We start from the raw sequence: 25,686 nt of genomic DNA on the forward strand, positions 1-25,686 counted from the left end.
CGCGTCCCCACCACCCTTGTCCCATGACCAGTTGCTCACGACGTGCCCTCCTCCTCAGCCTCTCCGCCACGGCGGTCGCGGCCACCCTGACCGGCTTCGCCCCGCCCGCCCCCGCCGCCACCGGCGCACCCACGCCCCTCGCCTGGCGGCCCTGTGCCCAGCCCGGCGGCCCCGCCGGGCAGGAGTGCGCCGACCTGGCCGTCCCGGTGGACCACCGGCACCCGGACGGCCCGCAGTTGACCGTCGCGGTGTCCCGGCTCCGCAGCGACCGGCCCGCGGCCCGGCGCGGCACCCTGCTGCTGATCCCGGGCGGCCCCGGCGGCTCGGGGGTGCAGCGGCTTGCGCAGAAGGGGGAGGCGCTGCGCAAGGCCACGGCGGGGGCGTACGACCTGGTCGGTCTGGACCCGCGTGGGGTGGGCGGCAGCACCACGGCGAGCTGCGGCCTGGCGCCCGCCGACCGCTATCTGGTGAGCCTGCGCTCCTGGCCCTCCCCGGACGGCGGCATCACCGACAACGCCGCCCGCGCCCGGCGCGTCGCCGACGCCTGCCACCGCAACGGCGGCGCCGTCCTGCGCAGCATCTCCACCGCCAACGAGGTCCGCGACATCGACCGCTTCCGGCAGGCGCTCGGCGAGCGGAAACTCTCGGCCTGGGGCGTCTCCTACGGCACGTACGTGGGCGCCGTCTACGCCCAGAAGTACCCGCAGCACACCGACCGTTGGGTGCTGGACAGCAGCGGCGATCCCGACCCGGCGCGGGTCGAGCGGGGCTGGCTGGCGAACATGTCGGCCGCCGCGGACGACCGGTTCCCCGACTTCGCGGCCTGGGCCGCCGACCCGGCCCGCGACAAGGACGGCCTGCGGCTGGCCGCCCGCCCCCAGGACGTCCGCCCGCTGTTCCTCGCACTGGCCGCGAAACTGGACCGCGCGCCCAAGGAATCCAGCACCCCGTCCGTGCCGCTGACCGGCAACATGCTGCGGCAGGCGCTGCAGAACGCCCTCTACAGCGACACCTTCTTCGCGCCGCTGGCCCGGCTCGTCCAGCAGGCCCAGGACCCGGCCGCCCGCCCGGACCTGCCCGCCGACCTCGCCCGGCCGCTGCCCGACCCCGGCGCCACCGCCATCATGGCGACCCTCTGCAACGACGTGCGCTGGCCGGCGTCGGGCCCCGCCCACCGGCGCGCGGTCGCCGCCGACCGGGCCCGCCACCCGCTCACCGCCGGCATGCCGGTGAACATCACGCCCTGCTCCTTCTGGAAGGACGCGCCGGACGCCCGGCCCACCCGCATCACCGACGACGGCCCGTCCAACGTCCTGATGCTCCAGAACCTCCGGGACCCCTCCACCCCCTACTTCGGTGCCCTGAAGATGCGGCAGGCCCTCGGTGACCGCGCCCGCCTGGTCACGCTCGACCACGGCGGCCACGGCGCCTACCTCGCCAATGGCACCGCCTGCGGCGACCGCACGGTCACCACCTTCCTCACCACCGGCCGCCGCCCCGCCCACGACGTCCGCTGCACGGACCGCGCCACGCCGCCCGCGGCCGGAGCCCGGTAGCCGACGGCGGGCCGCCGACGGCTACCCTGGGCACGGCCGGCCGGCGGACCCCGGACGGCGCACAGAACGGACCGGGAGGGGAAACGTGCAGGTCGGAGCGGTCGGTTGAGATTTCTGCACACCTCCGACTGGCACCTGGGCCGGTCCTTCCACCGGGTCAGCCTGCTCACCGCCCAGCGCGCCTTCCTCGATCACCTCGTCACGACGGTGCGGGACCGGGCGATCGACGCCGTACTCGTCGCGGGTGACATCTACGACCGGGCCGTGCCGCCGCTCGCCGCCGTCGAGCTCTTCGACGAGGCGCTGCACCGGCTCGCGGAGCTGGGCGTCCCGACCGTGATGATCTCCGGCAACCACGACTCCGCCCGCCGGCTGGGCGTCGGCTCGGGACTCATGGCGCGGGCCGGCATGCACCTGCGCACCGACCCGGCCGGCTGCGGCACCCCCGTGCTGCTGCCCGACGCGCACGGCCCGGTCGCGCTCTACGGCCTGCCCTACCTCGAACCCGCCATGGTCCGCGACGCCCTCGGCGCGCCCCGGGCCGACCACGCGGCGGTGCTGGGCGCGGCGATGGACGCGGTGCGCGCCGACCTCGCCGGCCGGCCGGCGGGGACCCGTTCGGTGGTGCTGGCGCACGCCTTCGTCACCGGCGGCGCGGTCAGCGACAGCGAACGCGACATCACCGTCGGCGGCGTCGCCTCCGTCCCCGCGGCCGTGTTCGACGGCGTGGACTACGCCGCGCTCGGCCATCTGCACGGCTGCCAGACCCTCACCGAACGGGTCCGCTACTCGGGATCCCCGCTGGCGTACTCGTTCTCCGAGGCCACGCACCGCAAATCGATGTGGCTGGTCGAGCTCGACGCGGCCGGGGCGGTGCACGCGGAGCGGGTGGACTGCCCGGTCCCGCGGCCGCTGGCCCGGATCCGGGGGCCGCTGGAGCAGCTGCTCGACGACCCGGCACTGGCCGGGCACGAGGACTCCTGGGTCGAGGCGACGCTCACCGACAGCGCCCGCCCGCACGAGCCCATGGCCCGGCTGGCCCGCCGCTTCCCGCACCTCGTCAGCCTGGTCTTCGACCCCGACGAGGGGCCGGCCCGCTCGCTGGCCTCGTACGCCCAGCGGCTGCGCGGCCGCAGCGACCAGGAGATCGCCGAGGACTTCGTGGCGCACGTACGGTCCGGTCGCGCGGCCGACGCGCACGAGCGGGCCGAACTGCGCTCCGCGATCGACGAGGTGCGCGCCCAGGAGATGGCGGGCGAGGGGGCACGATGAGGCTGCACCGGCTGACCGTCACCGCGTTCGGGCCGTTCGGCGACACCCAGACCATCGACTTCGACCGGCTCACCCGGGACGGCCTGTTCCTGCTGCACGGGCCGACCGGCGCCGGCAAGACCTCCGTCCTCGACGCGGTCTGCTTCGCGCTGTACGGGTCGGTGCCCGGGGCGCGGCAGAGCGGCCAGGCACTGCGCAGCGACCTGGCCGATCCGCTGACCCTCACCGAGGTCGTCCTCGAACTCACCGTCGGGGAAAGGCGGTTGGAGATCACCCGGCTGCCCGAGCAGCCGCGGCCCAAGAAGCGCGGCAGCGGCACGACGAGGGAGAAGGCGCAGAGCCGGCTGCGGGAGTTCGTACCGGCCGCAACGCAGGAGCGGGCGGCCGGCGGCGACGGGCACTGGAAGGCGCTGAGCCGCTCGCACCAGGAGATCGGGGAGGAGATCGGGCAGCTCCTGGGCATGAGCAAGGAGCAGTTCTGCCAGGTCGTGCTGTTGCCGCAGGGCGAGTTCGCGCGTTTCCTGCGGGCCGACGCCGAGGCCCGCGCCCGGCTGCTGGGGCGGCTCTTCGACACCCGCCGGTTCGCCGCGCTGGAGGAGCAGCTGACCGCGCGCCGCCGGGCCGCCGCCGACGAGGTCGCGGCGGGCGACGAACGGCTGCTGGCGCTGGCGCACCGGATGGCACAGGCGGCCGGCGGGACCGCGGACGCGGAAGCCGGCGACGCCGCCGTCTTCGCGGGGCTGCTGCCCGCCGCGGACTCCGGCCGGCGTACGGCGGCCTCGGTCCCGGCCCAGGGCGGCGCCGCCGGACGGCGTACCGCGGGCCCGGCCGGGCGTGCCGGACGCGGCACCGGGGCCGCCCCCGCCGAGTCGGACGTACCCGGGCCGGGCGAGCCGGGCTTCGCGGACGCGGTGCTGGCCGGCGCCGCCGTCGCCCGGGTGACCGCACGGGAGCGGCTGGACATCGCCCGCTGTGCGCTGGACCGGGCCGAGGAGACCGAACGGACCGAGGCCGGCCGGCTGGCGGAGGCCCGCGAACGGCACCGGCTCCAGCAGCGGTACGCGGACGCCCGCCGCCGGGCCGATGCGTGTCAGGCCCGGGCCGCGGAACGGGAGGAGACCCGCACGAGGCTGGCCCGGGCCCGGGCCGCCGCGGAGGTGGCGCCCGCGCTCGCCCTGCGCGACGCCGCCGGACGCGACCTGGACGCCGCCCGGCGCGCCGACGCGGAATGCCGCGGCCTCCTGCCGCCGGAACTCGCCGACGCCGCGGGCGACCGACTCGCCAGCCGGGAGCGGGAGTTGCGGGAGGAGCTGGGCTCGCTCGGGGCGGCCCGGCGGGCCGAGCGGCGGGCCGCCGAGATCGGTGCGGAACGGGTCGCGCTGGACCGCGAGGCCCGCGCCGACGAGCAGACCCTGCTGGACGCCGACGAGTGGCTCGCCCAGTGGGACCGGGCCCGCCGCGCCCACCAGCAGCGCATCGAGGCGGCCCAGGAGGCCGCGACCCGCGCCGAGCAGCTCGCCGCCCGCGCGGAACCGGCCGCCGAACGGCTCGCCGCGGCCCGCCGGCGCGACCGGTTCACCGAAGAAGTACGCGCCGCCGAAGGGGAGTTGCTCACCGCACGTGAGGAGTCCGCGGCCGCCCATGAGCGCTGGCTCGACCTCAAGGACCGGCGGCTGCGCGGGATCGCCGCCGAGCTCGCGGAGGGGCTGGCGGACGGCGCGGCCTGCGTGGTGTGCGGCGCCACCGAGCACCCGGCGCCGGCCCGGGCCGGCGCCGGCCACGTCGACCGCGCCACCGAGGAAGCCGCGCTGGCCGCGTACCGCCGGGCCGAGGAGGGCCGCCGGCAGGCGGAGCAGCGCTGCCAGTCCGCCAAGGAGGAGCTGGCCGGCGCCGCCGCCACCGCCGGGGACGCCCCGGTGGCCGAACTCACCGCGCAGGTCGAGGAGTTGCGGGCCGAGCTGGCCCGCGAGCACGCCCGCGGCGCCGATCTGCACGCCGCCCGCGAGGCGCTCGAACGCGCCGAGCGGGAGCACGAACGGCGCCGCACCGAGCAGCAGCAGGCCGAGCGCCGGGCCGCCGCCCGCACCTCCCGCCGCGAGGCACTGGATGCCGAACGCGCCGCGCTGGAGGAGGAGTTGACCCGGGCCCGCGCGGACTGCGCGAGCGTCGCCGAGCGGGCCGGGCACCTGGAGCGGCAGGTGGCCCGGCTGGCCGCCGCGGCCGAGGCGTCCCGTACGGCGCACTCCTGCGCCGAGCGGCTCAAGGAGGCGGACGCCGCGCTCGCCGACGCCGCCTACCGCGCCGGGTTCGACACCCCGCGGGAGGTCGCCGGGGCACTGCTGCGGGACGAGGAGTGGCGGGCCCTGCAGCAGCGGCTCGACGACTGGCAGCGGGAATCCGCCGCGGCCGAGGCGGAACTGGCCGACCCGGAGGTGTCCGCCGCGGCCGCCCTGCCGCCCGCGGACCCGGACGCCGCCCGGGCCGCGCACCAGCAGGCGGCGGCGCGGCTGCGGACCGCCGCCACGGCCCACGCCACCGCCGAGGACCGCGCCGCCGCACTCGACCGGCTCTCCGCGCGCGCCGGGGCCGACGCCCGGGCGCTGGCCCCGCTGCGCGCCGCCCACGACCGCATCGCCCGGCTCGCCGCCCTGGCCGCCGGCACGTCCGGCGAGAACGAGCGGCGGATGCGGCTGGAGTCGTACGTCCTCGCCGCCCGGCTCGAACAGGTCGCGGCCGCGGCCAGCGCCCGGCTGCACCGGATGTCGGCCGGCCGCTACACCCTCGTCCACTCCGACGAACGGGCCGGCGGCACCCGCCGCTCCGGGCTCGGGCTGCACGTCATCGACGGCTGGACCGGCCGTGAGCGGGACACTGCCAGCCTCTCCGGCGGCGAGACCTTCTTCGCCTCGCTCGCGCTGGCCCTCGGGCTCGCCGACGTCGTCACCGACGAGGCCGGCGGCACCCGGCTGGACACCCTCTTCATCGACGAGGGCTTCGGCAGCCTCGACGAGCAGACCCTCGACGAGGTGCTGGACGTCCTGGACTCCCTGCGCGAACGCGACCGCAGCGTCGGCATCGTCAGCCATGTCGCGGACCTCAAGGCCCGCATCCCCGCCCAGCTGGAGGTCGTCAAGGCCCGCACCGGCTCGGCGGTGCGGCACCACGTGCGGCACTGAGCCCCGGGGGAGGGCGGGGCGCCCCGGTCAGTGGCCGACCGGCCGGCGCAGCAGCGGCGACGAATACACCACGCTGGTGGTCACCGCGCCGAGCGCGCCGATCCGCCCGGACACCTCTTCCAGATGCTTCATGGAACGGGCCGCGACCTTGATCACGAAGCAGTCGTCGCCCGTGACGTGGTGCGCCTCCAGGATCTCCGGCGTCGTCTCCAGCAGATCATGGAACGGCTTGTAATTGCCGTTCGGGTAGCGGAGCCGTACGAAGGCCAGCACCGGCAGACCGATCCGCTCCGGGTCGACCACCGCCGCGTACCCCGAGATCACCCCGGCCTCCTCCAGCCGCCGGACCCGCTCGGTGACGGCACTGGCGGACATGTTCACGGCGCGGGCCAGCTCGGCGTAGCCCGCGCGGCCGTTGCGCTGCAGGACGTCGAGGATGCGCCAGTCGGTGGCGTCGGGGGAATATCCGGTCATCTGCGCTGTCTAGCAGTGGAATCCCCGGCTCGGCAAGGTTTCCGCCGGGGATCGTCGCTTCTCGGCCGCCGCGGCGGACCCTAGATTTATCGCCATGATCACTCAGCAGCCCCGCCCCGCCGAGCAGTCCCCGGCCGACGCCACCGCCCCCACGCCCGTCAGTCCGGTCCTCGCCACCCCGCCCGCCGCCCCGGCCGACGCCGCCGCCTATTTCGCCGCGCGGCTCGCCTTCCACACCGACGTCGCCGATGTGCACACCGCCCTCACGGCCGGCGCTCCGGACTTCGTCGTGGTCGACTCCCGCAGCACCGCCGCCTGGGACCAGGGCCATGTGCCCGGCGCCGTCCACCTGCCCACCGCCCGGATCGCCGCGGACGCCCCGCAGCTGCTCGATCCGGAGGTGCCGGTCGTCGTGTACTGCTGGGGCCCGGGCTGCGACGGCGCCACCCGCGCCGCCCTCGCCCTGGCCCGGCTCGGCCACCGCGTCAAGGAGATGCTCGGCGGCATCGAGTACTGGATCCGCGAGGGCTACCCGACCGAGACCTGGCAGGGCACGGAAACCCGGCCCGCCGACCCGCTGACGGCCCCGGTCGGCGCGGGGGAGTGCGGCTGCTGAGCGCGCCGGGGGCCACGGCCCCCGGCGCCCCGCGAACTTCCCTCAGAGTGCCGAGAGTTCGCTCAGCAGGTCGTCCAGGCCCAGGGAGCCCTGGGAGAGGGCGGCCATGTGCCAGGACTTCAGGTCGAAGTCGGCGCCGTGGCGGGCGCGGGCGGCCTCGCGGCCCTGGAGCCAGATGCGTTCGCCGAGCTTGTAGCCGATCGCCTGGCCGGCCATGCCCTGATAGCGGATGATCTCGCTCTCGACGAAATCGGCCGGGCGGCTGCAGTGGCTCGCCAGGAACTCGTGGGCCAGCTGCGGCGTCCAGCGCTCGCCCGGGTGGAACGGCGAGTCCGCCGGGATCTCCAGCTCCAGATGCATGCCGATGTCGATGATGACGCGGATGGCCCGCATCATCTGCGCGTCCAGATAGCCCAGCCGGCGCTCCGGCGTCGTCAGGAAGCCCAGCTCGTCCATGAGGCGCTCGGCGTACAGTGCCCAGCCTTCGGCGTTGGCGCTGACGATGCCCACCGTCGTCTGGTAGCGGGAGAGCGAATCGGCGACGTGCGCCCACTGCGCCAGCTGGAGGTGATGGCCGGGCACGCCCTCGTGGTACCAGGTCGAGACCAGGTCGTAGGCCGGGAAGCGGGTCTCGCCCATGGTCGGGAGCCAGGTGCGGCCGGGGCGGGAGAAGTCCAGCGACGGCTGGGTGTAGTAGGGGGCGGCGGCGCTGCCGGGCGGGGCGATCTTGGACTCCACCCGGCGCACCCGCTCGGCGAGCTCGAAGTGCGTGCCGTCCAGGGCGTCGATCGCCTCGTCCATCAGCGACTGCAGCCACTGCCGGGTCTCCTCGACCCCCTCGATCGCCTCGCCGTGCTCGTCGCACCAGGCCAGCGCCTCCCACGGCGTCTTCGCGCCGGGCAGCACCCGCTCCGCCTCCTTGTTCATCTCGGCCAGCAGCCGGTGGAACTCCGACCAGCCGTACGCGTACGCCTCGTCCGCGTCGACGTCGGCGCCGTTGTAGTAGCGGGCGAGACGGGCATAGCGTTCCCGGCCCACCACGTCCGGTGCGCCGGCGATGGCCGGTGCGTAGACGTCACGGAACCAGTCGCGCAGCTCCACCAGCGCGCCGGTGGCCACCTCGGCGGCCTCGGTCAGCTCGGCGCGCAGCGTCGTCGGGCCCGGCTCGGTGAACTCGGCGAACCAGCTGCGGTCGGTGCCGATCCATTCGCCCAACTGGCCGATGACCGTGGCGACTTGGAGCGGCCCGGCGGGCAGGTCGCGCTTGCGGCCGGCGTCCAGCGCGGCGCGGTAGCCCTCCAGGGCGGCCGGTACCGCCCGCAGCCGCTGGGCGATCGCCGCCCAGTCCTCCTCGGTCTCGGAGGGAGTGAGCGTGAACGCCTCGCGGACGTGGTGCAGCGGCGAGCTGAGGTTGCTGACCGCCCGCAGGCCCTCGCCCGCCTCGTGCACCGCCAGCTCGGCGGTCAGCCGCTCGCGCAGCAGCCGCGCGCAGACCTTCTCGGTGGGGTGCTCCGCGCCCGGCCGGGCCTCCGCCTCGCCGAGCTTCTCCAGCGTCGTACGGGCGAGCTGGGCCACCGCTTCCCGGCCCGTCGGTGAGAAGTCGGGGAGCTTGCCGGAGCTCTCGGGCACGCCGAGGTAGGTGCCGATGATGGGGTCCAGCTCGACGAGCGCGTCGACGTAGGCGTCCGCGACCTGGCGGGGCAGTGGACCGCTCGCGGGAGTAGTGGTGTGGGGCATGCGGACCATCCTCGTACGGATCGGCCCGCCGCGTCACCATCAACAGCCCATACGTTCCTGTCACTTTACGGCGTCATTGCCTTCGCGGCTCCCGGCGGGCGGCCGGCCGGGAGCCGCGCGCCACCCGGCCGGACCGCGGGCCGTGGCCCGGCCTCAGTGGCGGCCGGTCGCGTCCCGGATGTGCACGGTCTCGCGGTGCTCCGGCCGGGCGGGCGGGCCGGCCGGGCGGGCCGTGATCACCAGCGTGCCCTCCTCGATCTGGTAGTCCAGCGGCAGGCCGAGGCCGCGCATCGCGGCCACCATGCCGGTGTTGGACGCCTGGGTGATCGCGTACACGCTGTCGCAGCCGGTCTCGGCCGCCATCGCCACCAGCCGGCGCAGCAGCTCGGCGCCGATGCCGCGCTGCTGCCAGGCGTCCTCGACCAGCAGGGCGACCTCGGTCTCGTCGCCGTCCCACAGCAGATGGCCGAGCGCCACCAGCCGGCCGGACGCGGTCTCCACCGCCAGGGTGCGGCCGAAGCGCGGGCTGAGCAGATGGGCGAGGTAGCGGTCCGCGTCCCCGACCGGGCCGTGGTAGCGCAGCGCGAGGGTCCGCGTCGAGCAGCGGTCGTGCATCTCCCGGGCCGCGGCCAGATCGGAGGTGCCGGCACGGCGGACGGTGATCTCGTTGCCCTCGGGCAGGGTCAGCACGTCCCGCCGCGGCGGCACCCGCTGGCCCAGCCGGGCGTCCAGCTCGACCAGCGCCCGCACCCGGGCGAACTCGGTGGGGGTGAACGGCAACTGCGGCCTTTCGATCGTGAGTGAACCCCCCCAGGGGTCACGGAACTTCATCAGGTGGTCCTCCAGCACGCCCTCCGCGGGCACCTGCTCGGCGAGCGGCTGCCCGGTCAGCGACCGTGCGGGCACCGAGTGGATCGTGCAGCGCCCCAGCAACTGCCGCAGCGACAAGGGGAGTTCGGCGGAATCCAGGGCCGTACGGGTCGCCAGCCCGAGCATCCGGGTCGGCGCGTCGACGAGGTCGTGCGCGTCGGCCCGCTCCAGCCAGCTGTGGGCGCCGCCGGCGCCGGCCACCGTACGGGTGAGCTCCGCGGGCGTCAGCGGGGCCGGCGCGCGCAGCAGGAACTCGTCGACGGTGCCCTCGGACAGCGGGTGGGTCTGCAGGCTGAGGATGTCCACCTGCCGGGTGGCCAGTGCCGTGCACAGCGCGGCCAGGCTGCCCGGTTCGTCGCGGACCGTGGTCCGCATCCGCCACAGCGTCGTCTCCCGGCCGGCGGCCCGGGGGGCGACGCCGGCCGGGGACGGCGCCGTGGCGCCGGTATCGGTCGGCGGCGGGGCGGGTTCGTGGCGCCGTGACCACCAGACGTGGAAGCCCGCCGTGGCGAGCAGGGCCACCGCGAAGGCGCACAGCAGCCCCGGGCCGGACGGGCCGTGCGCGACGGTGTTGGCGACCGCGTCGGCCACCGCGACCGCGGTGAACAGCGCCGCCAGCTCGACGAGCTCCCGCCGCCAGTGGTGACGGCGGGACGATGTGGCAGAGGTTGCTTCAGTCATGCACACAAGCCTTGCCGACAGGTGTTGCCTCGTCGCCAACACATTGTGTCCGACGGGTAAAAGGCGCAATCGGGGCATTGGTCCTTACTGCCCTACCCGTCCGGGTTGGAGCACCTTGCTGAACAATACGTCCCCGCCCTCCTGGCGCAACCGCACCGTCAGCTCCCCGCTTCCCCCGTCGATGTCGATCTCGCCGAAGTACTGCGGACTCTCCGCCGGGGAGACGTTCGCCCGGTCCGGTGCCTTGATGAACGCCTGCTCCGGCCCGAACGTTCCATCCAGCTTCACGGCCTGGAAACCGCCCGCGTTCAGCGGCCCCGACACGAACTCCCAGAACGGCGCGAAGTCCTGGAACGCCGCCCGCTCCGGCGCGTAGTGCTGGGCCGAGGTGTAGTGCACGTCCGTGGTGATCCACACCGTGCCGGTCACCCGGGCGTGCTTGATGTGCCGCAGCAGCTCCGCCAGCTGCAGCTCCCGCCCCAGCGGAGCGCCCGGATCGCCCTGCGCCACCGCCTCGAAGTTCGCCTTGCCGTCCGGGACGACCAGCCCCAGCGGCATGTCCGAGGCGATCACCTTCCACACCGCACGCGAGCGGGACAGCTCACGTTTGAGCCAGCGCAGCTGCTCCGCCCCGAGGATGCCCTGCGGGTCGTCGGTCTGCCGGTCCGCCGAATTGGCGTTGCGGTAGCGCCGCATGTCCAGCACGAAGACGTCCAGCAGCGGACCGTGGTGCACCACCCGGTAGACCCGTCCGGTGCCGTCCGGCCGCAGCGTACGGATCGGGAAGTACTCGGCGAAGGCCCGCAGCGACCGCGCGGAGAGCACGTCCGTGCGCTTCTCCGTGTACCGGTCGTCGTCGAGCAGTTGCCCCGGGTACCAGTTGTTGTGCACCTCGTGGTCGTCCCACTGCGTGATCGTCGGGACCTGGGCGTTGAAGCGGCGCAGGTTCGCATCCAGCAGGTTGTAGCGGAACGCGCCGCGGAACTCCTGGAGCGTCTCGGCGACCTTCGCCTTCTCCTCGGTCGTGATGTTCCGCCAGATCCGGCCGTCCGGCAGTGTCACCCGCTCGGTGATCGGGTTGTCGGCGTAGATGTTGTCGCCGCTGCACAGGAAGAAGTCCGGGTTCCGGCGCCGCATGTCCTCGTAGACGCGGTAGCCGCCGCGGTCCGGGTTGATGCCCCAGCCCTGGCCGGCCAGATCGCCCGACCAGAGGAACCGCACGTCGGATCGGCGCCCCTCGGGGGCGGTACGGAAGGTGCCGGTCACCGGCTCGCCGGTGCGCCGCGGGTCGTCCGGGTCGGACAGCAGCACCCGGTAGTGGACCTGCTCGCCGGGCGGCAGGCCGTGCAGCGGAGTGACGCCGGTGAAGTCCGTGCCCGCGCCGATGACCGGGCCGCGCCAGGTGCGGGCGTTGCGGAACGACTCGGTCGCCGCGGTCTGCACCACCATCCGGGCCGGCCGATCGGACCGCACCCACACCAGACCGGAGGACGTCGTCACGTCCCCGACCTGCACGCCCCAGTCGGCACTCGGCCGCCCGCCGCGGGCCGGCGCGGGCGCGGCCCCGGCGACCGCGGGCAGCGCCAGCGCCGCGGAACCCACCGCCGCACCCCGCAGCACCGCGCGCCGCCCCCAGCCGCTGCCGGATCCCTGCGCCATCTCCAACCTCCATGCCTCGACCGACTGACTGACGACCCGTTCGTATCGCTGTTCGATGCCCCGGAGTCGAACTCCCGGTGAACGCGAGGGGGTTCGCGGGTGGTGGCGGGGCATCCCGGCCCACGGGTGCGGCCGGACCCGGGCCATGGTCGCAAGCCGGCGGGGGCGATGGCCAGGACTGTGCCGGCCCGCCGGGGCAGTGGTGTGCCTCGCACCGGGCCGTTTCCGCTGGACAACGGCCCGGCCGCCGGGTGGGATGGACGGGTGCGAAGCGATACCGCGACCGAGGTCTTCGAGGAACACCGGCCCGTTCTGTTCGGGGTGGCCTACCGGATGCTCGGCCGGGTGGCCGACGCCGAGGACGTGGTGCAGGACGCCTGGCTGCGCTGGGCCGGCGCGGACCGCGCCGAGGTCCGCGAGCCGCGCGCCTTCCTCGTCCGGATCACCACCCGGCTGGCCATCGACCGGCTGCGCCAGGTCCAGTCGCGGCGGGAGTCCTACGTGGGGCCCTGGCTGCCCGAGCCGCTGGCGACGGACGCCGCCGGGAGCCCGCCGGACGGCGCGGAGCGGGCGGTGTTCGCCGAGACCGTCACCCTCGCGGTGCTCGTCGTCATGGAAGCGCTCTCCCCTCTGGAGCGCGCGGTGTTCGTCCTGCGCGAGGCGTTCGGCTACCCCTACGCGGAGATCGCCGCGGTCCTCGACCGCAGCGAGGCCGCGGTGCGCCAACTGGCGGGCCGCGCCCGGCGCCACGTCGAGGAGGGCAGGCCCCGCTACGAGGTCGACCCGGAGCAGCAGCGCGATCTGACCGAGCGGTTCCTGGCCGCGGCGGCCGGTGACGACCTGGCCGGGCTGCTGAGCCTGCTGGCGGCGGACGCCCGGCTGGTCGGCGACAGCGGCGGCAAGGCCAAGGCGCCGCTGCGGATCATCGAGTCCGCCGACAAGGTCGCCCGCTTCCTCCTCGGCGTCGCCAAGTCCCAGCCGGCCGGGCTGGATTTCCGCCTGTGCGACCTCAACGGCGGGCTCGCCGTGCTGCTGCACCTGGACGGTGTACCGGACACCTTCGTCCAGCTCGGCATCCAGGACGGCCGGATCCGGACCGTGTACCTCGTGCGCAATCCCGACAAACTCAGGGCGCTGGCCACCTCTTGAGCCGTGGCCCCGTGGCCCGCAGACCGGGCACCTCGGGGCCCTCCTCCTCGCGCGGCGCTACGGCAATCGGTGGCGGGATTGGTCTTGACCAAGGGTGGGGGCGGCCATATCGTCGGGATACTGCAACAACCTTTAATAAAGAAGCGCTCATAAAGGGTGCGCGGACGGCCCGTCGTGCGGGGGCCGTGTGCGGGCCCGGATCCCAGGGGGCGCTGCCCCGCGGGCAGCCGCCAGTGCGGAGGACAGGGTGGGGACCACGCAACTCGACACGGTGCCGGAGCCGAAGTACTGGCACCTCAAGACCGTGCTCAGTCAGGCGCTGGACTCGGAGTTCGCGGTCGGTGAGGTCCTGCCCAACGAGCGCGACCTCGCGGCCCGGTTCGGGGTCGCCCGGGCCACGCTCCGGCAGGCGCTCGAACAGCTGGAGCTGGAGGGCCGGCTCCAGCGCCGCCGCGGCGTCGGCACCACCGTCGCCCCGCCGCGCGCCGACGTCGCCGTCGACTCCGTCCGGCACACCTGGCCCGGCGCCCCCGGCGACGACTGGCAGCCGGTCGACGCCGCCGAGAGCGACACCGTCCCGGCCGACGTGGCGCGGCTGCTGGAGACCGCCCCCGGCGAGCAGGTCCACGTCGTGCGCCGCAGCCGGGTCACCGACGGCCGCCCGGTCGCCGCCGAGCTGCTGTACGTACCCGCGGCAGCGGTCCCCGGATACGACGCGGCGGCCGCGCTCAGCGCCCCCGGCCGCGCCCGTGCCGTGCTGCGCGCACTCCAGGAGCGCGAGCTGGAGGGCCAGGACCGCACCGTGGAGCTGGGCTCGGCCCGGGCCGAGGACGCCAAGCAGCTCGACCGGCTCCCGGGCGCGCCCGTTCTGGTCGTCACGACCCGCTATGTCTCCGGGGGACGCCCGACCGCGGTCGCGGTGTCCACGTACCGCGCGGACACCTGCCGGCTGACGTTCGGCGAGCGCGACGCGATGGCGCTGCTCGCGGGCTGACCGTACGCCGGGGGAGGTGACGGCTCACCGACGGGCCGTCACGGTCCCCTCCACCGCGAAGAGTTCCCCCTCGACGTGGTCGAGCGCCAGCCGCAGCGCGCCGGTCGCCACGGCCGCCTCGCCCAGCTGCGACAGGACGACCCGCGGCGGCCGCAGACAGTACCGCGCCAACTCGTCGCGCAGCGGCCCCAGTACGCCGGCCAGCCCGGTCGCCCAGCCACCGATCACCACCAGCTCGGGATCGAGCGCCAGCACCAGCGCGGCGACGTCGTGCACCAGCCGCCGGATGAACCGGTCCACCGCGTCCCGGGCCCGCGCATCACCCTGCCCGGCCGCCGCGAACACCGCCGCGACCTGCGCCTCGTCCAGCGGGTGCAGCGGCTTCCCGGTCGTCGACAGCAGCGCCTCCGGGGTCGCCTCCCGCCCGAGCAGATGCAGCGCGCCGATCTCCCCGGCCGCGCCGCCGAACCCGCGGTGCAGCCGCCCGCCGATCAGCGCACCGGCACCCGGACTGAGACCCGCCAGCACGAAGACGAGGTCGTCCGAACCGACCGCCGCGCCCTGCCAGTGCTCGGCCACCGCCGCCGCGTTGGCGTCGTTCTCCACCAGCACCGGACAGCGGAACGACCGCCGCAGCCGGTCACCCAGCGGCAGCCCCGTCCAGCCGGGCAGCGCGGTGCCCAGCCGTACCGTGCCGTCCGCCTCCACGATGCCCGGGCTGGCCACACCGACGGCCCGCAAGCCCCGGCGCGGCACGCCGGTGCGCCGCAGCAGCTCGGCCACCACGGTCCGCACCCGGTCCAGCCGCTCATCGGCCGGGGCGCCCTCCTCGACGGTGCGCTGCGCGGTGTCCAGCACCCGGCCGCTCAGGTCCGACAGCAGCGCCACGATGCGGTGCGGCCCGATCTCGATGCCCAGCAGATGACCGGCCTCGGTACGGAACCGGAAGCGGCGGGCCGGGCGGCCCTGGCGGCGCGCCTCACCCTCCTCGGCGGGCACCTCGACGACCAGGCCGCTCTCGATGAGCCCCTCGACCACGCCCTCGACCGTGGGCCGCGACAGTCCCGTCACCTGGACGAGACGGGTGAGCGTGGCGGCGTCCGCGGCGCGCAGCGCGTCGAGCACCACCGCGGAGTTGATCCGTCGCAGCAGCGAGGGATCCCCGCCGGTGAGCCGCCCCAACGTCCGTCTCCCTAGCTTTCCGTGTGTGGCGGATCGTAGCCGGTCGGACGGTGCGCGGCGAGCCCCGCCCGGGGCCGCGGCAGGCGCCGGCGCCCGCTACCCGACCGTCCCCGGTGTCACGAACCCGGACTCGTAGGCGGCGATCACGGCCTGGGTGCGGTCCCGGACGCCGAGCTTGGCCAGCACCGCGCTGACGTGCGTCTTGACCGTCTCGGCCCCCACCACCAGCTCCGCGGCGATCTCCGCGTTCGACAGGCCGCAACACATCAGACGCAGCACCCCCCGCTCCCGACCCGTCAGCGCGGCCCGCTCGAACTCGGCCCGGGCCCGGTCGCTCAGCCGGTCCGCCGCGATGGCCCGCAGCGTCGCCGGGAACAGCAGCGAGGAGCCCTCCGCGACCAGCCGCACCGCGTGCACGATCTCGGCCGGCCGGGACCGCTTGAGCAGAAAACCGTCCGCACCCGCGCGCAGTGCCTCGTAGACGTACTCGTCCGCCTCGAAGGTGGTGATGACGAGGATCCGCGGCGGGTCGGTGACCGTCCGGAGCACCGCTCGGGTCGCCTCGATCCCGTCCAGCAGCGGCATCCGTACGTCCATGGCGACCACGTCCGGCCGCAGTTGCCGCACCAGCGGGACCACGGCGGCCCCGTCGGCCGCCTCACCCGTCACCTCGATGTCGGGCTGTGCCTCCAGAATGGCGCGCAACCCGGCGCGCACCAGCGGCTCGTCATCGACCAGGAGTACGGATATCGGCACGCAGCCACCCTAGAGGGAGGCGCGGTCAAGCGGACAGCGGCAGGCGGACGCTCACCCGCCATGTGCCGTCCGCCGGGCCGGTGCGGGCCGCGCCGCCGAGCAGTGTGGCGCGTTCGTGGATGCCGCGCAGGCCGCGGCCGCCGCTGCCGGCGCCCGCGGGGGCGGCGGGCAGCGGGTTGCGGACGTCCAGTTCCAGGACACCGCCGGCGGCCGCGATCCGTACGGACACCGGCACCGGGCCCGCGTGCCGCAGCACGTTCGTCAGGGCCTCCTGCACCATGCGGTACCCCTCCCGGGAGACCGGCCCGGGCAGGTCCGCCAGCGGGCCGCTGAGCTCGGCGCTGACCGTGGAGCCGGCGGCCCGGGCGGACTCCAGCAGCCGCTCGGCCTCGGTGAGCAGGGGCCGGTCGGCCGGCCGTGGTGCGTCCTCGCGCAGCAGCGCCAGGGCCCGCTCCAGATCGCCGAGCGCCTGCCGTCCGGTCTCCTCGATGGCGGCCAGCGCCCGGTCGGTGAACTCCGGTGCCCCGGCGGCGCGGGCCGCCCCCGCCTGCACCACGGTCACCGTCAGCGCGTGCCCGATCGAATCGTGCAGCTCCTGGGCCAGCCGGTTGTGCGCCAGCAGCCGCTCCGTACGGGCCTCCAGTGCGGCCAGCCGTTCGGCCGCCGAGGGGCCCAGCAACAGCCGGGCGGCACAGGCCATCAGCGATCCCGCCCCCAGGACCACGGCCAGGAGCAGCACGAGGGGGAGCGGCACGAGCAGGCCGTACCACCAGTGGGGCGTCTCGATGGCCGGCAGGCCGCTCAGGTGGCTGGTCCGGCCGGCCGCCGCCATGGCGAACGCGACTGCCAGTGAAGGTAGTTGGATGGTCAGGGCGGTCACCGCGACGCCCGTCTCCAGCCGTAGCACCAGCCATCCGGCGGTACGGGCACGATCGCGCCAGCGGGCCGACGGGGTGGTGGCGATACCGGACGTGGCCCGCTGCTCGGGGCCGTGCGGGCCCGGCGTCAGCAGCAGCTGGGCCTGCAGCCCCTCGACCCGCCGGACCACCGGCACCAGCGCGGCGGCGAGGACGAGCGGGAGCGGCAGCGTAGCGATCCGCAGCCAGGTCTCCCAGCCGCCGGTCCGGAACGCCCCCCCGCGCAGGAAACCGGTCAGCACCCCGGCGACCGTGGCCATGAGCAGGTGCAGCCAGCGGGTGTAGGTGACGGGCCGGCCGAGCCGGCGGACGACGGAGGCGAGCGGGGCGGTCACGCCGTCATCGTGCCAGTGTGCGACCGGGCGTTGCCTCCCCCTGGTGGGGGAGACGTTTCCCGGTGGGGGAGACCCTTCCCGGTGCGGCGGGAGGCCGGACGAGGGGGCCGAGGGCCGGTGGGAGCCGGCCGCCGCGGAGCGCACGGCCAGATGTCAGACCCCCGCGCTTTACTGACGGTATGACGCTTGATGAGCAGCTGACGACCATCGACCGGTTGCGCCTGCGGGAGTTCCCGGCGCAGCTGGTCCGTTCCGCGCCGGCCGAGAGCGGGCCGGGCTTTCACCTCGCGGAGCTGCGGGTCAGTCAGGACTTCTGGGACGCGGACCTCGCCGAGCTCGCGGAGGCCGAGGAGGAGTTCCAGGCCGCGCTGACCGCGCTGGTGCAGGCGCTGTCCTTACGGTGGGGCGATCCCCAAGTCCTTGACCTGGCAAGCGCGTTGGAGCGGACGGCGCAGGGGCTGCCGGTGCGGCCGCCGCTGGACACCCTGTGCGGTTTCGTGCCGCGGATGTACGGCTGGCGGGTGGCGGGCCGGTGGATAGGCGTGGGCGTCGGACAGGGCGGCCGGGAGCTGCCGTTGCAGCTGCTGGTGGCGGTGGGGGAGGAGGAGGTGGCGCGGGTGGCCGGAGGTCAGTGAGGGAAGGCCGGGGCGAGCGCGGCGGTGGCGAGCCGGTGCGGGGTGCCCGAGCCGTCGGCGGGGACGGTCCACAGATCGGCGCCGTAGTCGCCCGGCAGCGCGTAGACCAGGGTGTGGCGGTCCCGCCAGACCGCCTGGTCGTCGATGGTGCGGTGCTCCCCGGTCGCGGTCTCGTGCAGCGTGCGCAGGTCGAGCACGTACAGCCGCCAGGGGGCGTCCGGATCGGCGCCGGCGACCCGCTTCTTGTACGCGATGCGGGTGCCGTCGGGTGACAGCGAGGGGCATTCGACGTTGGCGTGCAGCGCGCGCAGGGTGCGGGCGGTGCGGTCACCGCGGACGAGGTAGGTCTGCCCGCCGGTGGCGGCGGTGGCGTAGAAGTGGTCGTCGTCGGCGAAGGTGACGCCCCAGATGTTGACGTCGGCCGCGTGCACCCGGTGTCCGCCGACGGACAGTGCGTACGTCTCCAGGTTGGCGTCCAGGTGTCCGGTGCGGGTGTCGAGGATCGAGGTCCGGGTGGAGAAGGCGGTGCCCGCGTAGGAGTCGCCGCTGACGAAGACGGTCCAGCCGACGGTGTGGCCGCCGGGGGAGACCCGGGCCCGGGTCGGGGTGCCGGCCAGGTCGTAGTGGCGCCGCTCGTGCAGCCGGTCGTCGAGGACCACCGCCCGGTAGGTGTCGCGGAGTTCGCCGTGCACGGCCCGCAGGCAGATGCCGGTGCCGGCGGCCGCGTGGAAGCGCAGGCAGCGGACGCCGGAGGCGGTGCGCGGGCCGGCGGGCCGGCCGGCCGGGACGGCGGTGATCTCGTCGCGGTGCGGGCCCCAGGCCATGTTGCGGAAGAGCGCGCGGTGTGGATCGCTCAGCCGTACCGTCCCGGAGGCGACCGCGGGCCCGCCGGCCCGGGCGCGGTCCTTCTCGGCGGCCCGGCCGGCGGCGTGCAGGGTGGCGCCGACCGCGATCCCGCCGAGGACGAGGACGGTGACGAACAGGACCAGGAGGCGGGCGGTGCGGCTCACGGTGCGGGCTCCGAAGGGGTGGGGGTGACATCGGCCGGGTGTGGAGCGGCGTCGGTGCCGGGGGCGGTGCGCAGCAGCCGGGCGCTGATCGCGGCGGCGAGCGCCAGACCGGCCGCGGCGAGGGCGAGCGCCCAGCGGTCGCCCCAGGCGGTCCAGGCCGCGCCGAAGGCCAGCGAGCAGCCGAAGCGGGCCGCGGCCTGGCCGGTCTGCACCACCGCCAGCCCGCTGCCGCGCCAGGCGTCCGGCACCGCGTCGGCGGTGGCCGCGGCGAGCACCCCGTCGGTGGACGCGTAGAAGCCCCCGTGCAGGACGAGGACCAGGCCCGTCAGCACCGGCGAGGCGGCGGACGGCGCGAGCAGCACCCCGTAGGCGCCGAGCAGCGCGAGATGGCCGAGCAGGAACAGCCGGCGGCGGCCCCACCGGTCCGCGACCGCTCCCAGCGGCACGGCCAGCAGCAGGAAGGCCGCGGCGGTGCCCAGCGGCAGCAGCGGGAACCACGCCCCGGACAGCCCGAGCCGGCGCTGGAGGGTGAGGTAGAGGAAGGAGTCGCTGACCGTCGTCAGGCCGAGCAGCACGGCGCAGCCGGTGAGCCGGCGCAACGCGGGCAGCCGCAGCAACGGCCGCAGCGGAGGGGCGGACGCCGGGGCCCGCGGACGGGTGGACCCGGGTTCGCGCGGCGGGCTGGGCGACGCCGGACCGTGCGCCGGCGACGGGAGCGAGCCGCGCGCCGGGGACGGGGGCCGGCCGGCGGCCTCGGTGGTGGCCGGTGCGGGGGGCCGGATCCGGGCGGGGACGAAGAGCAGCAGGACGGCCACGCCGAGCGCGGCCACACAGCCGCTGACTGTGAACACCGCGTCGTACCCCCCGGCCGCGGCGCGCAGCACGAGGAAGGCGACCAGCGGGCCGAGCAGCGCGCCCGCGGTGTCCATCGCCCGGTGCACGCCGAACGCCCGGCCGCGGACCGCCGGTTCGCCGGCGAGCGAGATCATCGCGTCGCGCGGTGCGGTGCGCAGCCCCTTGCCGGTGCGGTCGACGGCCAGCACGGCACCGATCAGCGGCAGTGTGTGCACGAGCAGCAACAGCGGTTTGCACAGGGCCGAGAGGCCGTATCCCACCACCGCGACGCTCTTGTGGCCGCCGCCCCCGCCGCGGTCCGAGACCCGCCCGCCGATCAGCCGGACGAGCGCGCTGACACCGTTGTACACCCCGTCCAGCAGCCCGAACCCGAGCGGGGACAGGCCGAGTTCGGCGACGAGGTACAGCGGCAGGACGGCGGTGACCATCTCCGAGGAGACGTCGGTGATCAGGCTGACGGTGCCCAGGACGAGGACGGTGCCGGGGACCGCGGCCCGGACCGGCCGGCCCGGGCGTGCGCCCGGGCCGGCCGTCGTGGGGGCGGCGCGGCTGTCCGCGAGGTACACCTCAGCTCGCCCAGACGCCGGTGATGTCCTTGGCGTCGGCGGCCTTCCCGGCGTGCGAGGTGCCGTACATGTCCTCGAGGGTGCGCAGCACGTCGTAGTGGTTGTAGGTGGTGCCCGAGGTGGAGCCGGGCTGCACCGGCTGGCCGTACAGGACGGTCGGGATGCGGTTGCCGCTGAGGCGGTTGTCCTCGTCGAAGGTGACCAGCAGCAGGCTGTTGTGGGTCTTGGCCCAGTCCGCGTAGCTCTTGAGGTGGTTCTTCAGCCAGGTGTCGCCGGTGGAGACCGAGCAGTCGTGCATGTCGCTGCACAGGTTCGGCACAACGAACGACACGGTCGGCAGCGTGCTGAAGTCCGTGGGGAACGCGTCGAAGGTGTGCGCCGTGTTCGTGGGCACGTTGCCGAAGCCGAACCAGGGGTTGTGCTTCTGCGCGTACTTGCCGCTCCGGCAGGTGGTGGAGCCCTCGGACGGCAGCGACTCGTTGTAGCTCGCCCAGGACTTGCCGGCCGCGGTCACCTCGGAGGCGAGGTTGGCCGCGGAGCTGAAACCGGGGGTGACGCAGCTGTCGTCGGTGACGCCCTGGGTGTCGCCGGAGAACATCGCGTAGTAGTTGGGCTGGCTGGGGTGGGTCTCGGCGTACGAGGCGGTGAGGCTGGCGCCGCCGGAGGCCAGCGAGTTGATGTACGGGGCGCTGGAGCTGCCCAGCACCTGGTGGTAGGCGTGGTTCTCGAAGACCACCACGACCACGTGGTCGGGGCTGGGCACGCCGGCCGCGGCGGCCTCGGCCCCGAAGCCGTTGCCGGCCCAGATGCCGAGTCCGGCGGTGGCGAGGCCGAACGCCCCGGCGAGCGCGGTGAGCTTGTGGCGGCGCGAGCGGCGGCCGCGGGGGTTCGCCGGGGACCCGGCGGCGGAGGGGGAAGGCGAGGGGGACGGAGTGGGCACGACTGCCTCCGTACGGAAGAGTGGGGGCGTGCACGGGCGGCGACAGAGTAGAGCCACCGAGGTGACATGTACACGCCTTCAAGATGACGGTTGGCCGAACGCCCGCCGTCTGTCCGCCACCCGGTCCCGCAAGGCGGGACCCGCTACGCGTCCTGGTCCTCCGCGAACGCCGCGGCGCGCAGCCGCCCGTACTCCTCCGCCATCGTCGCCGGCGTCCAATGGGCGTTCAGCCCGCTGGGGTTGGGCAGCGCCCAGATCCGCGTTTCCCCCAGCGTACGAGCCTGCGGACCGACTGTCGCGCGCTTGTCGTCGAAGGCGACGCGGTAGGCCGTGACCCCGGCGACGGCGAGCCAGCGCGGCCGCAGCCGGGCCACCTTCTCCGCCAGCAGCCGGCCGCCCTCACGGAACTCCTCCGCGGTCAGCTCGTCCGCCCGGGCGGTCGCCCGCGCGACGACATTGGTGATCCCGACACCGTGCGCGAGCAGCTCCTCCTGCTCATGGGGGTGCAGCCGCCGCGGCGTGAAGCCGGCCGCGTGCAGCACCGGCCAGAAGCGGTTGCCGGGCCGGGCGAAATGGTGGCCGGTCGCCGCCGACATCAGCCCGGGGTTGATCCCGCAGAAGAGGACCCGCAGACCGCTCGCCGCCACGTCCGGGACGAGGCGGTCACGAGCGGCCTGCAGTTCCTCCGGGGTGAAGCGCACCTCAAGGCTCCCGGGTCAGAGGATCGCGCCCGGGGTGTAGCCGGCGGCCTCCGGGTGCTGCTTGGCGATCTCCTCGATCCGGGCGACGACCGACGCGACCTGGTCGGCGGCCGCACCCGTGAACGACAGCTTGTCCGCCATCAGCGCGTCCAGCTGCGCCCGGTCCAGCGGAATCCGGGCGTCCGCCGCCAGCTTGTCCAGCAGCTCGTTCCGCTCGGCGCCCTGCTCGCGCATGGCCAGCGCCGACGCCACCGCGTTCTCCTTGATCGCCTCGTGGGCCTCCTCGCGGCCCACCCCGGCGCGGACGGCCCCCATCAGCACCTTCGTCGTGGCGAGGAACGGCAGGTAACGGTCCAGCTCACGGGCGACGACGGCGGGGAACGCGCCGAACTCGTCGAGCACCGTCAGGAACGTCTCCAGCAGCCCGTCCAGCGCGAAGAACGAGTCCGGCAGGGCGACCCGGCGCACCACGGAGCAGGACACGTCGCCCTCGTTCCACTGGTCACCGGAGAGCTCACCGGCCATCGAGGCGTAGCCCCGCAGGATCACCATCAGGCCGTTGACGCGCTCGCAGGAGCGGGTGTTCATCTTGTGCGGCATCGCCGACGAGCCGACCTGGCCGGGCTTGAAGCCCTCGGTGACCAGCTCGTGCCCGGCCATCAGCCGGATCGTCTTCGCCAGCGACGAGGGCGCGGCGGCCAGCTGCACCAGCGAGGTGACCACGTCGTAGTCCAGCGAGCGCGGGTAGACCTGGCCGACGGACGTGAAGGCCTGCCCGAAGCCGAGGTGCGCGGCGATCCGCTGCTCCAGCTCGGCCAGCTTCGCCGCGTCACCGCCCAGCAGGTCCAGCATGTCCTGCGCGGTCCCCACGGGGCCCTTGATGCCGCGCAGCGGGTAACGGGAGAGCAGGTCTTCCAGGCGCGCGTACGCCACCAGCAGCTCGTCCGCCGCGGTCGCGAACCGCTTGCCCAGCGTCGTGGTCTGCGCGGCGACGTTGTGCGAGCGGCCCGCCAGCACCAGTTCGGCGTGCTGGCCGGCCAGCGAACCCAGGCGCGCCAGCACGGCGACCGTGCGGTCCCGCATCAGCTCCAGCGACAGTCGCACCTGGAGCTGCTCGACGTTCTCGGTCAGGTCGCGGGAGGTCATGCCCTTGTGGACCTGCTCGTGCCCGGCCAGCGCGTTGAACTCCTCGATCCGCGCCTTCACGTCGTGCCGGGTGACCTTCTCGCGCTCGGCGATCGACGCCAGGTCGACGTCCTCCAGGACCCGCTCGTAGTCGGCCAGCGCCTCCTCGGGGACCGCCACCCCCAGGTCCTTCTGCGCACGCAGCACGGCGAGCCACAGCTTCCGCTCCAGCTTGACCTTGTACTCGGGGGACCAGAGCACGGCCAGCTCCGCGGAGGCGTAGCGGCCGGCCAGAACATTGGGGATGCGAGGCTTCGCAGACACAGCAGTCACGTGGTCAGAGTCTACTGGCGATTCGCGCAGGCCAGCGCCCCGGTCCCGGCTGTGCGTTCCTACAGGTGCGGGCCGGCCCCGCTACCTGCCCCCGTTGACGGCCGCCCGCTCCACCGCGCCGCCCTCGACGAACCACCTCTTGAGGATCTTCGCGTACTCGCCGCTCCTGATCAGGCGGTCGAGGGCACCGCGCACCGCGTCCCGCAGGGCCGGGTGGTTCTTGGCCACCGCGATGCCGTAGGGCAGGGGGTCGATCTGCTCGCCGACGAGGGCGAGGACGCCGCCGCCCGAGAGAGCGGCGGCGGTGTGCGCCGCCACCGGGAAGTCGTCCAGACAGGCCGAGGAACGGCCCTTGGCGACGTCGTCGTAGATCTCCGCCTGCGAGTCGAACTCCCGGACCCTCAGCCCCTTGGCGACCTTCCGGCCGAGCCCGTCCACGTAGTCCCGGGCCGTGGAGCCACGCTGGACGGCGACCGTCCTGCCCGCCAGGTCCGCGGGCTTGCGGATGCCCTCCGGGTCGCCCTTGCGGACGACGAGCACGAGCCCGGCCCGGAAATAGTCGATCAGGTCGACGCCGCTGCCGGTCTTCGTGCCGTCCGCGATCCCCTGCTGCCGGTCCTTGGTGTCGGCCAGCGCCGACATGACCAGGTCGAAACGGCCCGCGGCCAGGCCGGCGAGCAGTGCGTCGAAGACGGCGTTCTCGAAGGTGACGCGCACACCCAGTTCGCGGCCGAGGGCGTTCGCGATATCGACGTCGACTCCCGCGGGCCTGCCGTCCCTGACGAACTCCATGGGCGCGTAGGCGATGTCCGAGCCGATGGTGACCGTGCCCTTGTCACGGATCTCCTGCGGCAACCGGCCGGCCGGTTCCGGGGAGCCGGCGGGCCGTCCCCCGGCGCCCTTCCCGTCACTGGCCCGGTCCCCGCCCTGCGGCCACAACGCCCAGCCCAGCGCCCCGGTGCCGGCCAGGCCCCCCGCCACGGACAGTGCGGCGAGCACCCGGCGCCGGCTCGGCCCCGGCGGGGCGGGCAGCGGGGGCGTGGCGGTGTGCGCGGGCCAGGCCGGCGTCCCCACGGGCGACGGCGGGGGCGGCGGGCCGGCCGGACTCGTACGGGTCGGCAGCTGCTCGAACGGGACGCCGGCCGGCCCACGGGCCACATGCCGCGGGACGGGGGCGTCCGGGGACCTGGGGTCGGCGAGCTGCGCGGACAGACGGCGGAGCTGAACGGCGACGGGGGCGGGCAGCCAGTCGCCGTACGGGCCGGGTGGGCCCACCCGCGCCATCAGGTCGGGCAGCGCGGGCCGCTGCTCCGGCTCCTTGGCCAGGCAGGCCGCCGCCACCTCCGTCAGCCCCGCCGGGAGACCGTCCAGCCGCGGTTCCTCGTGCACCGTGCGGTACATCAGGATCTGCGGCTCGGCGCTCCCGTACGGACCGCCGCCGGTCGCCGCGAACACGATCACCCCGCCGAGCGCGAACACGTCCGCCGCGCCCGTGACGTTCGGACCCGTCATGACGAGCTGCTCGGGCGCCATGAACCCCGGTGTGCCGAGGGCGGTGCCGGTCATCGTCAGAGCGGTGTCCGCGGCCGAGTACGCGATGCCGAAGTCGATCACCCGCGGCCCCTCGGCCGTGAGCAGGACGTTCGACGGCTTGAGGTCGCGGTGCACCAGGCCCTGCGCGTGCACCGCCGCCAGGGCCTCCAGCAGGCCCGCCGTCAGCAGCCGCACGGCCTGCTCCGGCAACGGCCCGCCGTCGTGCACGGCATCGGTCAGCGAGACACCCGGCACGTAGTCGGTCGCCATCCACGGCACGTCGTCGTGGGGCGCGGCGTCGACCACCGGCGCCACGAACGGGCCGCCCACCCGCCGGGCGGCGGCCACCTCACGGGCGAAACGGGTCCGGAAACCCCGGTCGTCGGCGAGTTCGGACCGCGCGGTCTTCACCGCCACCGTCCGCCCGTCCGCCGCACGGCCGAGATACACCCGGCCCATACCGCCGCCCCCGAGCAGCCCGACGATCCGGAACGGCCCGATCCGCTGCGGATCGCCCTTGGTCAACGGTCGCACCCACTACCCCCACCCCGTGCCCGCACTTGTGCCCGGCAGTATTCCGCACGCCGGCCCGCGTCCGGCCCGCCTCCGACCCG

At 75.0% G+C, this 25,686-nt stretch carries 20 protein-coding genes; 7 read left to right on the plus strand and 13 right to left on the minus strand.

Annotated features, from left to right (window positions below):
* Positions 1 to 23: 23 nt before the first annotated feature.
* The 3 genes from ACZ7MX_RS19935 to ACZ7MX_RS19945 all read left to right on the plus strand — a co-directional run bounded on the left by ACZ7MX_RS19935 (position 24) and on the right by ACZ7MX_RS19945 (position 6,004).
* Entirely contained in the window at positions 24 to 1,556 is a 1,533-nt protein-coding gene (locus ACZ7MX_RS19935; protein WP_472133850.1) for an alpha/beta hydrolase, read from the plus strand.
* Between the two features lie 105 nt (positions 1,557 to 1,661).
* Positions 1,662 to 2,828 (plus strand): exonuclease SbcCD subunit D, encoded by a 1,167-nt coding sequence (locus ACZ7MX_RS19940; RefSeq protein ID WP_472133852.1) that lies wholly within the window; start codon positions 1,662 to 1,664, stop codon positions 2,826 to 2,828.
* A complete protein-coding gene (locus ACZ7MX_RS19945; RefSeq protein WP_472133854.1) occupies positions 2,825 to 6,004 on the plus strand; it encodes an AAA family ATPase in 3,180 nt (1,059 codons plus the stop codon). The genes ACZ7MX_RS19940 and ACZ7MX_RS19945 overlap by 4 nt, the downstream gene beginning before the upstream one ends.
* Before the next feature lie 27 nt (positions 6,005 to 6,031).
* Here the strand turns inward: ACZ7MX_RS19945 and ACZ7MX_RS19950 are convergent, their stop codons facing one another.
* Positions 6,032 to 6,478: an Lrp/AsnC family transcriptional regulator gene (locus ACZ7MX_RS19950; protein WP_201810976.1), complete on the minus strand. Its 447-nt coding sequence runs from the start codon at positions 6,476 to 6,478 to the stop codon at positions 6,032 to 6,034.
* 94 nt (positions 6,479 to 6,572) lie between these two features.
* Here ACZ7MX_RS19950 and ACZ7MX_RS19955 point away from each other — a divergent pair, with 94 nt between their 5' ends.
* Complete coding sequence (locus ACZ7MX_RS19955) at positions 6,573 to 7,094, plus strand: rhodanese-like domain-containing protein (protein WP_472133856.1); 522 nt, start codon at positions 6,573 to 6,575, stop codon at positions 7,092 to 7,094.
* Between the two features lie 42 nt (positions 7,095 to 7,136).
* Here the strand turns inward: ACZ7MX_RS19955 and ACZ7MX_RS19960 are convergent, their stop codons facing one another.
* From ACZ7MX_RS19960 to ACZ7MX_RS19970, 3 genes are all read right to left on the minus strand, one after another.
* Positions 7,137 to 8,831 carry a DUF885 domain-containing protein gene (locus ACZ7MX_RS19960; RefSeq protein WP_472133858.1) on the minus strand — a complete coding sequence of 565 codons (1,695 nt, stop codon included), beginning with the start codon at positions 8,829 to 8,831 and terminating at the stop codon, positions 7,137 to 7,139.
* Between the two features lie 153 nt (positions 8,832 to 8,984).
* Positions 8,985 to 10,382 carry a GNAT family N-acetyltransferase gene (locus ACZ7MX_RS19965; protein ID WP_472133859.1) on the minus strand — a complete coding sequence of 466 codons (1,398 nt, stop codon included), beginning with the start codon at positions 10,380 to 10,382 and terminating at the stop codon, positions 8,985 to 8,987.
* Between the two features lie 84 nt (positions 10,383 to 10,466).
* On the minus strand, positions 10,467 to 12,041 hold the full coding sequence (locus ACZ7MX_RS19970; protein WP_472133860.1) for an alkaline phosphatase D family protein: 1,575 nt from the start codon (positions 12,039 to 12,041) through the stop codon (positions 10,467 to 10,469).
* A 264-nt stretch (positions 12,042 to 12,305) separates the two neighbouring features.
* Between ACZ7MX_RS19970 and ACZ7MX_RS19975 the strand changes: the two genes are divergently transcribed.
* Positions 12,306 to 13,190 carry an RNA polymerase sigma-70 factor gene (locus ACZ7MX_RS19975; protein ID WP_472133862.1) on the plus strand — a complete coding sequence of 295 codons (885 nt, stop codon included), beginning with the start codon at positions 12,306 to 12,308 and terminating at the stop codon, positions 13,188 to 13,190.
* Positions 13,191 to 13,437: 247 nt separating this feature from the next.
* Complete coding sequence (locus ACZ7MX_RS19980; protein ID WP_472133863.1) at positions 13,438 to 14,184, plus strand: GntR family transcriptional regulator; 747 nt, start codon at positions 13,438 to 13,440, stop codon at positions 14,182 to 14,184.
* Between the two features lie 24 nt (positions 14,185 to 14,208).
* Here ACZ7MX_RS19980 and ACZ7MX_RS19985 read toward each other — a convergent pair whose 3' ends face one another.
* From ACZ7MX_RS19985 to ACZ7MX_RS19995, 3 genes are all read right to left on the minus strand, one after another.
* Positions 14,209 to 15,366 carry an ROK family protein gene (locus ACZ7MX_RS19985; protein WP_472133864.1) on the minus strand — a complete coding sequence of 386 codons (1,158 nt, stop codon included), beginning with the start codon at positions 15,364 to 15,366 and terminating at the stop codon, positions 14,209 to 14,211.
* Positions 15,367 to 15,462: 96 nt separating this feature from the next.
* Complete coding sequence (locus tag ACZ7MX_RS19990; RefSeq protein WP_472133865.1) at positions 15,463 to 16,122, minus strand: response regulator transcription factor; 660 nt, start codon at positions 16,120 to 16,122, stop codon at positions 15,463 to 15,465.
* A gap of 25 nt (positions 16,123 to 16,147) precedes the next feature.
* Complete coding sequence (locus tag ACZ7MX_RS19995) at positions 16,148 to 17,374, minus strand: sensor histidine kinase (protein WP_472133866.1); 1,227 nt, start codon at positions 17,372 to 17,374, stop codon at positions 16,148 to 16,150.
* Between the two features lie 179 nt (positions 17,375 to 17,553).
* Between ACZ7MX_RS19995 and ACZ7MX_RS20000 the strand changes: the two genes are divergently transcribed.
* Positions 17,554 to 18,009, plus strand: coding sequence for a hypothetical protein (locus tag ACZ7MX_RS20000; protein ID WP_472133867.1), 456 nt, complete (start codon positions 17,554 to 17,556; stop codon positions 18,007 to 18,009).
* Here the strand turns inward: ACZ7MX_RS20000 and ACZ7MX_RS20005 are convergent.
* The 6 genes from ACZ7MX_RS20005 to ACZ7MX_RS20030 form a co-directional block, all read right to left on the minus strand.
* The gene (locus tag ACZ7MX_RS20005) at positions 18,003 to 19,019 is read right to left on the minus strand and encodes a TolB family protein (protein WP_472133869.1); all 1,017 of its coding nucleotides are present in this window, start codon (positions 19,017 to 19,019) and stop codon (positions 18,003 to 18,005) included. The two genes, ACZ7MX_RS20000 and ACZ7MX_RS20005, sit on opposite strands and share 7 nt — an antisense overlap.
* The gene (locus ACZ7MX_RS20010; RefSeq protein ID WP_472133871.1) at positions 19,016 to 20,440 is read right to left on the minus strand and encodes an MFS transporter; all 1,425 of its coding nucleotides are present in this window, start codon (positions 20,438 to 20,440) and stop codon (positions 19,016 to 19,018) included. The genes ACZ7MX_RS20005 and ACZ7MX_RS20010 overlap by 4 nt, the downstream gene beginning before the upstream one ends.
* A 1-nt stretch (position 20,441) precedes the next feature.
* A complete protein-coding gene (locus ACZ7MX_RS20015) occupies positions 20,442 to 21,380 on the minus strand; it encodes an alkaline phosphatase family protein (RefSeq protein ID WP_472133872.1) in 939 nt (312 codons plus the stop codon).
* Between the two features lie 143 nt (positions 21,381 to 21,523).
* Complete coding sequence (gene mug / locus ACZ7MX_RS20020; protein ID WP_472133874.1) at positions 21,524 to 22,081, minus strand: G/U mismatch-specific DNA glycosylase; 558 nt, start codon at positions 22,079 to 22,081, stop codon at positions 21,524 to 21,526.
* Positions 22,082 to 22,096: 15 nt separating this feature from the next.
* On the minus strand, positions 22,097 to 23,530 hold the full coding sequence (purB, locus tag ACZ7MX_RS20025; protein ID WP_472133988.1) for an adenylosuccinate lyase: 1,434 nt from the start codon (positions 23,528 to 23,530) through the stop codon (positions 22,097 to 22,099).
* A 90-nt stretch (positions 23,531 to 23,620) separates the two neighbouring features.
* Positions 23,621 to 25,606: a protein kinase domain-containing protein gene (locus ACZ7MX_RS20030; RefSeq protein ID WP_472133876.1), complete on the minus strand. Its 1,986-nt coding sequence runs from the start codon at positions 25,604 to 25,606 to the stop codon at positions 23,621 to 23,623.
* Positions 25,607 to 25,686: the final 80 nt, after the last annotated feature.

Source organism: Streptomyces sp. NPDC107765 (assembly GCF_055657085.1).